This window comes from Janthinobacterium sp. GW821-FHT03C10, from assembly GCF_059420865.1.
In genome coordinates this window covers 1-17,199 of the sequence record NZ_JBWKUN010000001.1, presented here as the reverse complement: position 1 = coordinate 17,199, position 17,199 = coordinate 1, and the positions used below count along the sequence as shown (strand labels likewise).

Below are 17,199 nucleotides of genomic sequence, written 5' to 3'. Positions count from 1 at the left end.
CGTTTAATTGAACGAAAAAGCGGGCTTGAATGGCAGACTGGTCGACCATTTGGCGCGCCAACTTCGGCAGAAAACCTGATTGATCAGCGCTTCCCTAGGAATTATTCGACGCTGGCGTATTCGAGGCCAGGTTCCATTTAGAGAAGTCGCCAGGCGTTTGGGTATCTCACGAAATACTGTCCGTCGCCATCTGCGCTCGGAAACCATAAAGCCTGTCTACCCCGAGCGGTGATCCAAGCGTGCCATCGATCAATACGCATTCCAGCTTTCAGCGATGCATAAGACCGAGGGACATAACCAAGTTTTCTTCTATGTCTCCCGAGCCACCTAATTGAGTCCCCAAAAGATGTCCCCACGTCTGATTTTCCCCAACAAATTCGCCGTTATGGAATTAGTGTTTCAAATTTCTCCCCCAGAATGCTTTCCGCACCTCTTTCTCGAATAATTTTCTGAAAATTCTTCCAACACTCAGATGCAGCGTGAAATTCCTTAACTGAAAATTGTTGTGGTTGTCCGTCATCAATCGAATAGTCCGAGATATTTTCATTTGAAATCGAAATGCCACCGCCTTTCGCATGTGGAGCAACCAACCAGGCATTGACGTCGTTCACTCCAAAATCCGCTAACAATGGATTGGCCGGAAAGTATTTTCCCACACTCACTTGGGCAAGCAAACTCTCAAATTCCTTGTCCGCTGGAGGAAACAAATGGCTCACAAAATCGCACAAAGTATCGGTTACCGCTCGATCAACTTGGCCATCCTCCTTTACCGCGTAGAGTAAAGGAATAATGGAGCCACTCGGCATTTTAAAAACTTCAGTAATAATTCTCATCATGGTGTGTACTCCGGAAAGCCGCGCCACAATGGCACATTTTTGGTTGGTGAATAGAATCGGAAGTCTACACCGCTGGAACTGCCCATCCAGTTCCCGTTGGGGAGTTGAGTCCGCCCTAAGAATGCTTGGCTCATTTCACCTTTAGCTTGCGCGAGAGACCAAGTATCCGGTGTTAAGCTGGAAAAACCATTGTTATTGGTCTTCAGATACCAATTGCCATCTGGCCCCTTCAAATTTATTTTTGCCCACATCGAACCATTCGCACCAACCGACTCGGTGCCAGGAACGATATCTACTAGTGGCGATGACGAAAAATGCCCTCCTTTCGCCTCTTTCAACCCACCAGCAGAATTGAGGCGAACGTCAGCCTCGATGTGAGCGAAATCCACTTGTCCCTTCGCTTGCTGGTACGCACTTCGTAGGTCAGTCGCCGGTGAGCCTGCTCGATTGTTCGCCGCCATCCGTTGGAGCGCGGACGCCTCGGATTCTACTAACGCGGTATTTGCCCCATTCAATGTAGGAACGCGCGTATCTTCAATTGCGTTCAAAACAATGCCTGTACGCTGAGCATATATGGTCAACCACTCACCCGCTTTCGGCGCCAGCCATTTTACGCTATTCATCCCTCCTTGATAGGCTACGCCCCCAGTAGTAGCTACCAACTTTCCAGCTCCGAAGGTGGCAACATTCTCCAAGCCGAACTTGTATAGTGATTCAGCTTGTTTGCCGTACGACATCTGCGAGAAATTCTGCATACCGTTGATGACGACAGTCGGCAAGTGATTCCACGTTTGCTGCAATCCATTGACTACAGCGGTGAGCGCCTGAGGATCATCATATAGCGAAACAATGCCACGGCCTGCAGCTTCCAAATTGTGTGCAGCGTCGCTCGTCAAACCGGCGACATGCCAAAAAGCCGCAATGGCAGGATGCGATGCCGATGCTTCATTGGCATTGTAGTAACGCTGATTAAAATTGCGCGACTGCTCAGTTGAGTTTAACGATACAGCGTCGCTACCGGGGAAGCGCTCCGCCAGATACTGTTCAGCAGATAAATATTTCCCTTGAACGTTAACTCGCAGCATGTAACCTGGATTTTCCTCCCGCCACTGATCCACGGTATCGCGCCATGAACCAGAACTATCGGATATTTTGTCAGAGGTATAGCCGGACAACCCCATTTTACTCAACCAATTTGTTTCACCAGCGAACAACTGTCGATCACTCAGTGTTGAGCCGTTTTTATAGACCTTTGGACCTTGTTCACTTTCTGACGCTGCGCTAGCCTGCGCCATCTGTCCTGTCACCTGCGCCCCCAGCCCAATCGCATTGCCCACCGTACTGGCGATCACATCCTGCATGATGCCCGGGAAGCTGTTGCGCAAGCTGCCGCCGCGCACCAGACCGCTGGCCATGCCCGCTGCCACGCCGGAGGCGGCGCCGCGCGCCATGGTCTTGCCGATATCGCTCCACAGGGCGGCATCCTTCGCGTCTTGCCCCAAGCCGTTTAGATTGGCCCAACCCTGCTCGCCATACTGTGCTTGCCCGATAGCATTGCCCACTTCGGCAAAAACACCACCGGCGATTGCTCCTGCCGCGACACCGCGCCAGTCAAAACTGTGCTGCAATCCCGTCGCCACCGCTACGCCTTGCGTGATCGTGTTGCTGATGCCCCCCTGCACTGCGCCCTTGACGAATGCGCTGGTGCCAGGGCTGAACGTCGGCCCCATGCCCGTATTCATCACCCCAGCAGTCGCCGCCCCACCCAAGGCGCCCAAGGCAACCCCATTCCAATTGAAGCCATCCTGCGCGCCAATTGCCATGCCCACCGTCTGGCTGGCAATCGCCCCGAGGGCACCGGCAATCGCACCGGTTGCCACAGTCGCCGCCGTAGTCCCGGCACCTAACATCGCTCCTGCTACACCGGCTGCTGCTCCCATCGTCATATATGTCACGGCGACTGCCACGACTACCATGATCAGCTTGCCCATCACCCCGCAACCACCGCCGCCCTTGGACTGCTGTGGTGGAGGAGGCGGCATCGGTTCCGGCGGCAGCACCGGCATGGTGTCGCCGATGGCCTGGCCGGCGTTATACACCTTGAAGGTGCTGGCATTGTTGTGGAAGTTGCTGACCTTGTTCGGCACCGTCAGCACCTGCCCTTCGATCAGCGTGTCGCTGATCGTCAGGCCATTCGCGTCGGCCAGCAGATACCACAGGCTTTCATCACCCCAGACGGCGCGCGCAATCGAACCCAGTGTGTCGCCTTTGCGCACCGTATAGGCGCTCGCGGTGGCGCCCGGATAGGACGAATTGATCGGCTGGTAGTTCTGGTCGAAGTCAGCCGACGATACCGGCTTGGCATTACGGAAGCCGCCAGGCGTGGTCAGGCCGCGCTGCGCCAGCTCTTCCGCATACGAAATCGTCGACGGTCCTTCGCTGCTGACGTCGCCGATGGTATGGCCATTCATATAGTAGAAGCGGTGCGCCACCTCCAGGTTGCCATTGGCCTGTGTTTTGTTGCGGCGCAACACCTGGCCATACTGGTCGCTGACATAAGTCATCGTGCGGCTCGAAGCACTGCCGACCACGGCGCCCAAGCTGCCGGCTTCATACGCATTCATCCGCGTCAGATGACCATTGACGTCATACTGCAGGTCCGAGAAGCCGCTGGCCCAGCGCTTCGCTTCCGGATTGCCCGCATTGATCCCCTGGATCTGGACCTGGCTCTGCTTGGCCTCATCCCACCAGACATAGCTATACATGGTGTGCACGCCGGTATTGGTGACGCCTTCTGCATGCTGGAAGGTATGCGTGACCACACCCTGGTCCACACCCGTGTAGCTGCCATTGCCGACGTCCAGGCGGTAATCGAAATCGGTGACCGTGGTTTTCCACGTCGCCATATCGGTATAGCTCTCTTGCAAAATGCGATTGTCGTAATCGAAGGACGTGTTTTTCTGTGAAATCTTGGCGCCGTTCTTATATTCCATATAGACAGTTACCCGGCCCCGCAAATCATTTTCCCTTCGTGCACCTAGCACACCGTTGATCGTGACGTCTTCCAAATAGCCATCGCTGGTATAGCTGTAGCGCTCAACGGTGCCGTTGGCGGCCGTCGCCGTCAATCGTTGCCCAGCCAGGTCGTAACTGATCCTGGTGCCGGTGCTGCCAGTGCTGACCATGCCATTCGCCGAAACCCCCTTGGTGATCGTAAAACGGTTCATGCTGTCGTACTGGTACCAGTATTCCTGCACCGCCGGGGCACCATTGACCACCGTGTTGTAGGCACTTTTCACCTGACGCCGGTTACCGTTGGCGTCATAGCTATACGTAATGGTCGCTTCCGGATCGACGAACTTCACGACCCGGTTCAGTTCATCGTAGCTGATATCGGCCAGCTGATAGTAGGTACGCTGGCCATCTTTTTCCAGCTTCGCATACGCTTCGCGCGTGCGGTTGCCCTCCTTGTCGTATTCGAAATAGGACTCGACGTTCAGAACCCGGTCCGTGCTACGCTTCAGGTAGCCATTGGCATAGTATTCGAAGTCGATGTTCTGCCCGGCACTGGAGGTCTGGCGGATCAGGTGGGCGGCATGGTCGTAGCTGTAGATCACGTCGCGTTTCATGACATCGACATGGCCAACCAGATGGCCGAAATAGTCGTTGCTGTCGCTGGTGCTGCGCGCATCGCCTACCGTAGTGACCTTTTTCCAGCCGCCGACCACCAGACCGCCCGCTCCCAGCATGGCCGCGTCATAGGTATAGCTGTAGCGCACCTCGCGCTGCTCAAAGCTGAGTGTGCGCACCACCCTTCCTTCGGCATCGTAGTCGGTGCTTTCAGTTTGATTGTAGGCATTCGTATGGCTGATGCGGTTGCCCTGCGTATCGTAGGTGTACGTATCGACGTTCGGTATGCCGTTATTGAATCCAGGCGTACCCTCCACACGTCGCGGCCGAATCACCTCGATCAGACGCCCACCCTGGTCATAGCGGTTCTGCGTCACGCGCTGTAATTCGTCCGTCACCGTGCGCAGGTCGCCGAACACATCGTAGCCAGCCTTTTTCACGCCACCATCCGCATGGAATTCGCTGACGATGCGCCCCTCGCTGCCGTAGCCCGGCAGCAAGGTCTGGGTATTGAGGTTGCCATTCGCGTCGCGCACGCCGATCAGCTGATTGGAGGCATCGTAGTAATACAAGATCACCGGGTGGCCAGGCGCATTGGTGCCATTTTCCAATGCAATGGTGGTCATCGGCGCTTCTTTGCGCGTCAATTTACCCGCCGTGTTGTACGTCAAGTTGACCACGTTACTTCTGCCATCGGTCTCGCTGGCGATCTCGCCAAAGGCGTTATAGGCCTGCTGGCGGTGAATGGTCGCCTCACCGCTCTTCATGAACATTGTCCATTTGGTGAAACTGTAGCTGGTAGTGCGATCCGCCATGACCTCGACAACACCATCATAACTCGGCTTGCCATCCGTTACCGGCTGGCCAGCCACGTCAAGCAAGGTATAGCTGTATTCAAATTTATTGCTGCCGGACTGCGGGCGCAAGCCAGCGTCTTCTACTTTCCAGATGAACTTGTCGCCACTGCGTGGCAACACCACGCGCGTGTAGGCGCCTGTCGAGCCGAGACTGCGGTACTGCAATATCATCTGTGTTGCCGCTGGCACGGGTGGCGCGAAGGAAACGATGCTGGGCTGCGATAACAGCTTGTGCGTCGACTGTATTGGTTCTTTTCCCAACCCCACTACACCTTCTGCCGCGTTGACGCGCTGGCCGCTGGCGTCGAATGCCTCGTAACTATACTTAACCACATAACTGCTGGATAAGACATCGGGGGCCACATCGCTGGCATTCCAGATGAAGCTGTTTGCGCCATTGCGGTCCAGATTTTTACTTCGGGGAATACCATCGGGTCCTGTGTAAAACAGGCGCATACTGACTGCACTTGTTGGCTGATTGTAAAAAGTCACGCTGGCTGGCTTGGCATTGAATGCGGCCAGTGCGGAAACCTCGCCATACGGCGTAAAGGTTCCCTCGGTCCGACCTCCGCCTGGTGCGTTGACCTGCGTCCCCGTACCAGCTGGCCCTGTATACGTTTCAAACCAGTACGTGCAGGCGGGCAATCCTTCGATCGGCATTTTGAACCAGCCTGGAATACCAGGCTCCGCTTCCAACATCATCACCTGCCAAGCATCGGTTCCTTGGCCACGGTAATGGATGCGCATGGACTGCGCCTTGCCTTGTTCCGTGATATTGAGCCAAGCCGTATCGCCGGTTCCGTAAATCGAACTCACCTTGGTTTGAAATGCTTTACCTGTTCCGTAGATTGCCTGCGCTGTTTGCGCAAGCACGGAGTTTCCTTGCGTACTATTGTAAACACCAGATTCGGCATTTAATACCGTGCCATCCGCAGCCAAGGCAACGTATTGGTACTCATAACTACCCGAATCAGGCTCCCAAAAAGATACACCGCCCGCCGATGGAAAATATCCAGGCTGAAGCTGGAACCAACCGGCAATTGGCCCGCCTTGACTGTTGTGCGTTTGCTGCCCTTCATAGGTGGACCACGGCCCGTTCGAGCCAACTTGCCTGCGCATAAATACAAGCCGGCTAGTCGAAGTTGGTTGATTTCGAATATTAATCTGAACCCCAAAAGCACCTAAACCGCTACCCCGTCGTTCATAAGTGAACGGATCCAATCGAATGTGGGTAGGAGCAGACATATTAGTTGCAGCAAGCAGTATCAAGCTTGACGTGGCACCTTCTTGTACCTCTTGTAGTAGCTCAACACGGAAGTTAGAATAAAAGCCGGTAGGGAAAGGTTTAGGAGCATTCATTTCCCACCTAATTTCTGAAACATTCGGTTCAGAGATTGCATTTGGAATATCAACACCGTTAATTCGTATATGCAATTTGCCAGAGCCATTGGCTAACCCCGGAGGAATTGTAACAATAGAGCCCTCGGGAAGCTCATTAATATCGTCGCCTATACCCTTGTTAGTATGGCCTGTCCAGGCAATATTAAAGCCTACCGTTCCATACGAGCTATACCCAATACTGCCGGTCACCGTCGGCATAATCGTTGCCTTGTCGCTTGTTTCCCTGGTCGCCCCGACAGTCAAGCCTCCTGCCGTAAAGTTGACACCCAGCTCCTGCGTCAGGAACGGCTGATTCGTCACAAAATTATGCGCACTTTGCATCGTCGCCTGGTACGTATCGGTCAACTGGTTGCGCTGGTCATACTTGCTCAGGGTGACACTGATGCCGCCAGCCGCCTTGGCCGCCAGCACCACTGGATCTGTTGATTTTCCTTGTATTTCATTGATTGCCAGGATTTGCTCCAGCGTCATTGGGCGCAAATTCGCGCCTGACGACTGGATCAGGACGGTCGCATTGCCGTTCTGGTCATACTGGTACACCTTGGTCGACCCGTCGCCCGCATTCGTCTTCCAGCGCCGCCCCATGATGTCGTACTCGGCAAACTCCGCCGTACCACCATTGACACCCTTGAATACAATTTCGCCAAAGGCGTTATAGCGCACCTCGCGGCTGTCGCCCGCAAGCCAGCCTCCAGCACTGTTCACCGGGCCGGTCTGACGTCTGGTTTCGCGCCCCATCGCATCGTAGCCGATCAGGGTGCCGCTGATGCTGGCGGTGCCATCGGCTTTCTGGCCGTTCACCTGCACTTCCGTCACATTGCCGGCCGCGTCGTGGCCATAAACATAACTGCCTGCAATACCATCCGTCGATTTACCCGTCAGGATACCGGCAGCGTCATAGCTGAAGCGTGTGACGCGGTCCTCGGCGCGCTTCTTACCCAGCGCGGTCGAGGTGATGACGTTGCCGACGCCGTCATACACCGTGTCGGTGGTCGGGCGTACCCATTCCTGCTGGAAGTCCGTAAAACCAGCGCCTTCGGTCCGGGTCTGGCGGCCCAAGGCATCGTAGCGGGTATCGGTGACATCGCCGTTCGCCTCGGTTCTCTTGAGGATATTGCCCAGGCCATCATATTCGTAGGCCACTGCGGTTGTCCTGGTCTGGCTGCTCAGCCCTCCCTTCGTATCCAGGCTGAACACTTCCTGATTAAGCGTGCTCTGCGTCTTGACCCGGTTCATCCGGTCATATGTCGACACGGTGATGCGGTCCTCGGCGCTGGTGCCGCTGCTGGCCTTCAGGTCGTCGACGCTGCTTGCCGCATTCACCACCAGTTTGACCGGCTGGGCGTAACGGTACTCCTGCAGGATATTGCCGGCCGCATCGCGGGTCCATACCGTCAGGTAGTTCTTGCCATCGACTTGCGCAATCTTCGCACCAGCCGTGTTGTAGTACGACCAGGTCACCGTGCCGCGGCCGTCCTTCTCGGACACCACATTGCCCAGCGCATCGTAGGTGCGCTTGGTCTCAATCGCGACATTTTTGAAATCAAAGCTTCCCTGCTCATTGCGTTCGGCCATGGGGACGCTGAAAACCGGATCACCATTGAGCTCCTTCTGCTTGTCGCTATTGCCTACTCGCGTGCCGACCATGCGGTTGGCCTGATCGTAGTCGTAGTAGGTCTGGCGGCGCTCGGCCGCGTTGACCGGCTGCGGCGCACCATTGCCGGCAGGCGCGCTGACCGGCGTGTTGTACACCAATGCCGAGATCATGTTACCGGCGGCGTCATAGCGCCATTGCGACAGGGTACCTGCCGCGCTCAGTTCCATCTGCTTGCGGTCAGCCGCGTCGTAGTACCAGCGCGTCACCTTGTCATTACCATCCGTGTACGAGGTCTTGTTGCCGCGCTCGTCGTAGGTCCACGCCTGCTGCGGCGCGCCGCGCCGCTGCACGCCGCTGCTGTCGCGCAGCGTGATCTCGTCGCCGCGCTGGCTGACCAGGCGCCCGGCCAGGTCATAGCCGTACGTGGTGCGGCGCTGCGATGCCAAACCCTGCGCTTCGACTGAGGTAATGCGGTTGCCGAATGCATCATAGGTGTAGCTGTTGACGACCGGCTTCGACACGCCATTGGCATCGGGGGCATTGACCGGCAGCGTTTCCGTCAGCAGCGCGCCGCGGCCGTCATAGGTGTAGCGCGTGATGCCGCGCAGCTTGTTCTCATAACTGCTGCGGTTGCCCAGGGCATCATAGGTATAGCTCTCGGAAGCGCCCTCGGCATCGACAGAACGCAATAAACTGTCATTGCGGTCATATTCCAGGCGGGTAATGGCATCACCCGCCGCACTGGTGACCGTGGGCCGCGCGTCTGCCGACCACGTTCCGGTCAATACAGTTTTGTATTCCGTCACCGTTTGCGGTTTGCCCGACAAGGTATAGCTGGTGCCGACAGCATAACCGAGCGGATTGACCTGCAACACCAGCCGGTTTTGCAGGTCGTAATAGAAATACCCGGCATTGCCCTTCGGATCGATGACCTTGACGGCATTGCCAAAGACATCATAGCTGGTCCGTGTCACGGCCCAATTCGTGGCGTCCAGCGGCACCGAGGTCAGCGTCTTGCGGCCGGCCTGGTCAAACTCCTGCCGCGTCACATAGCCGCGTTCGTTGGTGATGCTGATGATATTGCCAAGGGCATCGTAGGCGTACTGGATGGTACCGGCGGCCGTGCTGCCGGCGGCGCGGGTCTGCTCCTGCAGACGTCCCGCAGCGTCGTATTTGCGGGTTTCGGCCACGTCCCTGGCGGCGTCCAGGCGCAATGCGCCCTGCACCACCGCCTCTTTCATGGCGCTGCCGCTGGCCGCCGGCACGGTCACGGCGTTGGCATAGCGGGCTACCCGGGTCACGTGGCCATTCGCGTCATACGTATTTTGCGTGACATAGCCCAGCGCATCGACGCTGTACAGCAACCGGTTGGCGCTATCGAACACGCGGTTGACGTGGCTCGCTGGCAGCGTATCGAGCGGCAGCAAGGCCAGGATGCGCGCCGTGTCGGGCACGCTGTTACGATCAAGCAACGCCGGCACCTGTGTCGCATACGCCGTGCTGCGCACCACGTTGCCCGCATTGTCATACATGCGCCGCGTCACGCCGCCCATGGCATCGACTGCATACACCTGGCGCCCCAGCGCATCATACGTAAAACTGCTGATGCGGTCCGCCGCGCTCTGCGCCACACCCGACAGCACGGCATTGTCCGCCACCGGCACCGCCAGCGCCGTCGCATACGCGATCTGGCGCGTCAGATTGCCGGCCTTGTCGTAACCATACTGCGTCACCGCACCTTGCGCATCGGCGCTGTAGGTCAGGCGGCCGGCGCCGTCGTAATTGCTGACCAGGCGCGCGTCGCGCGCCGGTTGAGAGAGCGTCGCCAGTTGCTGGGCCACGCTGGCCAGCGTCAGCGGCTGCGTGATATTGATGGCTGTGGCATACGCGATGCGCACGATGGCGTTGCCGCTGCCGTCGTAGCGCAGCTCTTGCACCGCTCCCACGCCATCAATGCTGTAGACAAGGCGGCCGGCCGCATCGAACAGCTGCTGCGTGACCACGTCGCGTCCGGCCGCGACGGCCGGCGCCGGCGTGGCGCCGCCCGCCAATGCAGCCAGGGCGGCCGCGTCGAGGCGATTCGCGTACGCCGTGCGCTTGACCGTCTTGCCATCGTACTCGGTACGTACTACTGCACCGCTGCCATCGACGCTCCAGCTCAGGCGGCCATCCTTATCATAGCGCCTGACCTGGCTCAGGTCGTGCGCCGTATCGCGCACCACCAGCGACAGGATCTGCTGCGTCGTCTCGTTGCCCGTCAGCCCGACGACTGGCTTGGCATAGCCGATGCTCTGCACCACATTGCCATTCTTGTCGTACAGCGTCTGCGTGACGCCGCCCTTGGCATCGACCACCAGGACCACGCGGTCGTTGGCGTCGTATAGGTAGCGCGTGACATTGCGATTCGGATCTTTCACCCACACGACGTTGCCCTTGGCATCGTAGCCCGTCAGCGTGCTCAGGTTCAGGCCCGCCGGATCGACATGCTGCTCCGTGCGCCGGCCCAGCTTGTCGTAGATATAGCTGGTGACCATGCCACCAGGACTGGTCACGCCCAGGACGCGCCCGGCATCATCGTATGCATATTGCGTCGTCAGGCGCAGGCCCTGTGGATCAGCAATTTGCTTGAACACTTTGCCGTTCAGGTCAAACTCGGTCTGCGTCACGGCGCCGGCAGGATCGGTGATCTGGATCTGCTGGCCCTTGGCATCGTACTGGTAGCTGGTACGCAGGTTCAAACCGTCTGGATCGACACGGCGCGTCAGGAGACGATTGGCCGCGTCGTACTCATAGCGCACTTTGCGTCCACCCGCATCCACACTTTCCGTCAGGCGGCCAGCGGCATCATAGCTATTCGTGCTATTGAGATTCAGGCTCCCCTCGGCGGCCCTGGACGCATCCAGGTTGCCGTCCAGATCATAGTGATAGGTACTCGTTACACCTTGCGCATCGCGCAGCGCAATCTTGCGGCCCTGCGCATCCAAGCTGCTGACCGTCACCAGGCCCTCGGGCGTGGTCACCGTCACGGCGCGGTTAAATGCCGTATAGCTGTAGCGCGTCACTTGCCCCAGCCGGTCCGTCTGGGTCAGCACATTGCCGTAGGCATCGTAGCTGGTCAGTGTCGCCTGCTGCAGGCCATCGCGCGCCAATACCAGGCGACCATTGCGGTCATAGTCATAGCCGTGCGTGACCTGATTTGCGTCCACGCTTGCCGCCAGGCGGCCAAACGCGTCGTAGCGCGAGATGCTGGTCTGGTTCAGGCCGCCACGGTCGCGCACCTCGCCCGTCACTTGCCCGCGCCGGTCGTAACTGGTCTCGATCAGCAGCGCCACGCCGGTGGCGATCGGCGTCAACCGGCTGACCTGTTCGCCGAACGCATTGACGCCATACGTCGTCACCTTGCCCAGCGCATCGCCCGACGAGGCCAGCGCGCCGCTGGCAAAATAACTGTAGGAAGTGCGGCTATCTTTGGCGACATTGGCGATCGCCAGCACCGCATTCTTAAAGCCAGACGTTGCCATCCCGCCCTGCAAATTTGCCAGGGTGGCCGCATCGAGGCGCGTGCCGTAGGCAATGCTGGCCACCGTTTCGCCCAGCACGTTGTACACCGTTTCGCGTACTTCGCCCAAGGCATTGACGGCATGTGTCAGGCGCGCATCGGCGTCATACAGATACAGCGTCTTATTGCCGTTGGCATCGGTCTGCGCGGTGCGCAGCCCTGCCTTGTCGTAGGTATAACGCACGCCATATGCCTGCCAGACGGCCTCGACCTGGGCCGCGGACGGATTGCTGCCCAGGGCCGCCAAGGCCGCACTGCCCTTGCCCGCCAGTTGGCCGGTGAGGCGGCCCTGCAGGTCGTAACGGCTGGCCGCGCCGACGCCAGCACGGGTTTGACCGATGACATTGCCAACGTTGTCATAGGACAGCGTCGCAGTTTCTGTTGCGCCACCATCGAGGTAGCGCACGCTGGACGACAGGCGCCCATTGGCGTCATAGCTGAAACTTTCGCGCTGCAAGGCGCCAGGCTGCGTCAGCTGTCCAGCGACCATGCGGGCTCCCTGGCGCGTTTCCGCCAGGCGTGCAGCCGCGTCATACGTATAACTGGTGACATAACCTTCGCCATCAATGCGGGTATCAACCAGGCCACGGCCGTTGTAGCTCGTGGAGGTCACGATATCCTGCGCATGCGCCGCAGGCGTGGCCTGGGCCAGCGAACCATTCGCCAGCGCCGCCGCCGACACCTGGTTGGCATAGCGCAGCGTGCTCACCTGGCGCCCCGCACTGTCGTAGCGGTACTCCGTCATATAGCGTTCGCCATCGACCTCATAACGCAGCAGTCCATCCGCATCGTACTTGCGCCACGTAATACGGTCGTCGGCGGCAGCAGCCACCACGGCATTGCCTGTGACCGGATTGGCCGAAAACGCCGCCATGTTCAGCGGCGTGCTGCGGGCAATGGTCTGGACCAGCTTGGAGACGCCGTCGTACACATATTCGGTCACCGCACCGGCAGCGCCCACTGTCTTGACCAGCCGCCCGGCAGCGTCATACAGACGCCACTCGCCTTGATCCTTGGCACTGGCAGGCGGTAATACCCCTGCTTGTGCCAAGGTTGCCGCCAGCGGACTGCCATCGGCAGCCACCAGGCGCGCCAGGTTCGCGCCGCTCACCGCCTGCGCGTAACGCAACGTGCGGATCAGCCGGTGGTTTACGTCGTACAGGTACTGCGTCAGGGTGCCGCCAGCCGTGATGTCCGCTGCCTTGCGCCCTGCCTCGTCGTACAGCACATAGCTTCGCTGTCCCGTCGGCCCCGTCGTCATGCGCAGACGCCCATCGGCGTCGTAGGCATAACTGGTACGGCCCAGCTCTTCTCCAGCCAGGCCTGTCTGGATCACGTCTGTCAGTTCGCCCGCCTTGTTATACACCGAGGTGGTCGTCAAGCCATTGGCCAGTCTGACCGCCATGCGGCCGCCGGCCGCATCGTAGCTGTTGAGCGTGACATGGCCCAGTGGATCGGTCACCGACAGCAGACGGCCCAAACCGTCATACGTGTAACTGGTGACGGCACCGGCTGTATCAATGCTTTGCAGCAATTGGCCAGCCTGGTCGTACACATAGCGCTGCACCGTCTGCGTGGCGGCAATGCCCACGCCAGCAGCATCGACTGCGCCAGACGACAGCGTGCGGGCCAGCAGGCCGCGCGCATCGTATTCGTAATCGAGGCGCACCGTCTGCGATTTTTTCGGATAGTTCACCACCTGTGCGGCGATCTCCGCCTCGCTTGGGGCCACTGTCGACGCCAGTGCGCTATTGTCGAACAGATCCGCTGCGTATTGCACGCTAGCGATGCGCTCACCCTTGGCGTTATAGCGGTACTCGATCGTCCGTCCCACCGCGCTGATCTGGAAGCGCAGGTGGCCCGCAGCATCATAGACATAGCGCACCGTCTGCGCCCGGCCCGGCTGGCCAGGGCCGGTACCGTCCGGGTCGGCAATCTGGTACGTCGTTTCCGTCAATAGGAGGTTACGCACCGGATCATACGTGCGCGTAATCGTATTGCCCAGCGCGTCTCGCTGCAGGACCTGGTTGCCATTGGCGTCGTATTGCATCTCGACCGCATTGCCGCGTGCGTCCACGCTGCGGATCAAATTGCCCTGCGTGTCATACGCGTACATGGTCTGCTGGCCCGCCGGCGTGGTCACGCCGGTCAGCTGGCCTTGCGCATCATACACATACACGCTGACGGCGCCAAGCGCATCGGTCACGCGCGTGGTGTTGGCGGCAAGATCGTAGGCCAGCTGCGTGCGGCGGCCCAGGCCGTCCGTCACCGAGGCCACGCGCCATTCGCTGCCGTATTGCTGATAGGTGAAGGACAACGCCGTGCCGTCGGCCTGCGTCACGCTGGCGATGCGTTCACTGTTGCCATCGTAGGTATAGCGGATCACAGCCACCTTGCCATCGGCGATGCTGTTATCGTCCGGTGTCAAATCGGTGGTCACCGACGTCAGACGGTGCTGCGCATCATAGCCATAACGCACGCGCGTGAGCACGTTGCCCGAGGCGAGCACGTCGCGTACCTGCGTCAGATCGCCATTGCTGTAGTCGAACCAGGTCGTATCGCCGCTGGCAGTGACCACGCGCGACAGCTGGCCACTTCCGGCATCATAGTAATAACTGAGCTGATTGTTGCTGGTATCCGCGGACAGGATGATGCGGCCTTGCTGCGTTGCGTCATACACTTCGCGCACCTGGCCATCGCCCGCAATCCAGGTCCAGCGCTGCGCCACCGCATCGTAAGCAAGGGTGCGGTAGGCGCCGGCACCATCGGTCGAGACATACATGCCGCGTGCGCTGTCATACGTATATGCAGCCTGGCTGCCATCAGCGGCCGTACGCAGCACCGTGCTGCCAGCGCCGTTGACCACGCCGAGGATCCTGCCAACGGACTGGCTGACACCAAAGGTCCAGTGCCGCGCCTGGCCGCCCTGCGCATTGTAGGCCCGGCCCAGGGCCAGGTCGATGCCGCGCGCGGCGATCATATCGTCGCGCTGGCGAAGCACGACATTGCCGTTCGATAGGTTCAGATAGCTGTCGCTGCTGTTGCCGCTGGTATCCACATATGGCGTACGGTTGCCGTTCTGGTCATAGCCCCAGCGCTGCAGCGGCAAGGTCATGTGCCAGCCGCGGTCCTCACGTACCGTCGGCACTGGCAAGCCATTGGCGAAATTGGTGACGATGTCCAGCGCCGGTGCTGGTTTGAGCGCGGCGATCACCGCCTGCAGCGCGGGTCGGTCGCCGACGCTAATGGCGGACGCATACTGGATGGTTTGTTCTACTTGACCGCTGGCATCATAGATATAACGCAGTGCCTTGCCTGCCGCATCGATGACAAATGCGCGCTGGTTGTTCTCGCCATACACATAGCGTTCGTTGATCAAACCCATCACCAGCTTGATCAGCCGGCCGGCCTGATCGTAGCCGTAGCGCGTGGTCTCGCCGTTGACGGTTCGCGACACCGTCGTGCCGCCATCGGCCTCATAGCTGGTCAGCGCGACATTGCCCTGCGCATCGGTGTGCGACACAAGCCGGCCCAGTCCATCGTAGATAGTGCGTGTGCCACTGCCAACATGAGTACTTTGCTGCAGTTTTCCAGCCTGGTCGTAAACGTAATCGACGGTCACCTGTGTCACCAGACCAACGGCAGTGATCAACTGCTTCAGTCGACCGGTGGCATCGTAGCTATACGTATTGATCAACGGATGCGATATGCCCGCTGCATCTTGCCCGGTTGCCGACGACGTCTCGCGGATCGGCAAGCCGCGATCATCATACTCGCGCATGATCGACACGCCATCCGGGTTGGTCGAGCGTATCAGGCGGCCAGTTTTATCGTATTCATAGGTGTACGTCTTGCCATTGAGCTTTTGCAACTCCGTCTTGCTGCCGTCCGTGGCATAAGTGGTCAGTGTTACGTTACCTTGCGCGTCAGTCATCGAAAGTGGACGATTCTGTCCATCATAAATGCTGTGCGTACCTTTTCCGACATACGTACGTTGCTGCAGATTGCCGGCCTGGTCGTAGACATAGTCATTGATTTCCTGCGCCACCAGACCAACGGCCTGGATCCACTGTGTCATCCTGCCCGCATCGTCGTAGCTATACGTATTGATCACTGGATGTAATTCACCAGACGCATCCTTTCCAGTTTCAGTTGACGTCTGGCGAAATAACAAACGACGGTCATCATATTCAGAGATGATGGTATTGCCATTCAATGTTCTGGATTCTGTCCGACCACCGGTCGCATTGTATGTAATCACCGTCTCGCCCTGTAGATCGGTTAAAGACACCACACGATTCAGTGCGTCGTAAACAATACGTAGCCCCTCGGTGACAAAGGTACGCTGCTGTAAATGTCCCGCCTGATCATACACATAGTCAGTTCGCCGCTGCACCACCAGACCAACCCCCTGGATCTGAAGTGTCATATTGCCAGCGGCATTGTAGGTATAGGTATTAATCACCGGATGCGATACACCAGCTGCATCTTTCCCGGTCGCCGACGACGTCTCGCGGATCAGCAAGCCGCGGTCATCATAGCCGCGCATGACCGACACGCCATCCGGGTCGGTCGAACGGATCAGGCGGCCAGTCTTATCGTATTCATAGGTGGTCGTCTTGCCGTTGAACTGCTGCGACTCCATCCTGCTACCGTCCGCGGCATAGGTGACCAGCCTTACATTACCTTGTGCATCGGTTTGTGACGAAAGCCGGCCCAGTTCATCAAAGATAGTGCGCGTACCATTCGCAGTGTAAATTCGTTGCTGCAACTTTCCATCCTGGTCGTACAGGTAGTCGTTGCTTTCCTGTGTCACCAAACCAACAGCCCTGATCTGCTGCGTTATCTTGCCGGCAGCATTGTAGGCATACGTATTGATCACCGGATGCAGTGCGCCAGACGCATCCTTTCCAGTTTCCGACGACGTCTCGCGGATCAGCAAGCCGCGTGCATCATATTCATACGATTTCACCACACCATCCGATGCGGCCGAGCGCAGCAAGTGGCCCGTTTTATCGTACTCATAGGTGGCCGTCTTGCCATTGACCTGCCGCGACTCCGTCCTGCTGCCGTCCTCCGCATAAGTGGTCAGCATCACATTGCCTTGCGCATCGGTATGTGACACAAGCCGGTTCAGTCCATCGAAGACACTGCGCGCACCATTCGCGGCATACGTTCGTTGCTGCAGCTTTCCAGTCTGGTCGTACACATAGTCGTTGCTTTCCTGCGCTACCAGGCCCAGCGCCAGAATCTGCTGCGTTATCCTGCCTGCCTCGTCGTAGCTAAGCGTATTGATCACCGGATGCAGTGCGCCAGACG

3 protein-coding genes are annotated in these 17,199 nt (G+C 58.6%); 1 reads left to right on the top strand and 2 read right to left on the bottom strand.

Going from position 1 to position 17,199, the window contains the following annotated elements; genetic code table 11:
* Window positions 1–79: 79 nt before the first annotated feature.
* Complete coding sequence (locus tag AC07VH_RS00015) at window positions 80–232, top strand: winged helix-turn-helix transcriptional regulator (protein WP_489627723.1); 153 nt, start codon at window positions 80–82, stop codon at window positions 230–232.
* 151 nt (window positions 233–383) lie between these two features.
* On the opposite strand, the gene AC07VH_RS00010 is transcribed toward AC07VH_RS00015, so the two are convergent.
* Window positions 384–836 (bottom strand): hypothetical protein, encoded by a 453-nt coding sequence (locus tag AC07VH_RS00010; RefSeq protein ID WP_489627724.1) that lies wholly within the window; start codon window positions 834–836, stop codon window positions 384–386.
* Complete coding sequence (locus AC07VH_RS00005; RefSeq protein WP_494804020.1) at window positions 833–17,179, bottom strand: LysM peptidoglycan-binding domain-containing protein; 16,347 nt, start codon at window positions 17,177–17,179, stop codon at window positions 833–835. Before AC07VH_RS00005 ends, AC07VH_RS00010 begins: the two co-directional genes overlap by 4 nt.
* Window positions 17,180–17,199 lie beyond the last annotated feature (20 nt).

What these genes read in the sequence shown, in the direction of transcription:
- AC07VH_RS00010 (WP_489627724.1), bottom strand. Translation starts at nt 836, where the DNA reads ATGATGAGAATTATTACTGAAGTTTTTAAAATGCCGAGTGGCTCCATT.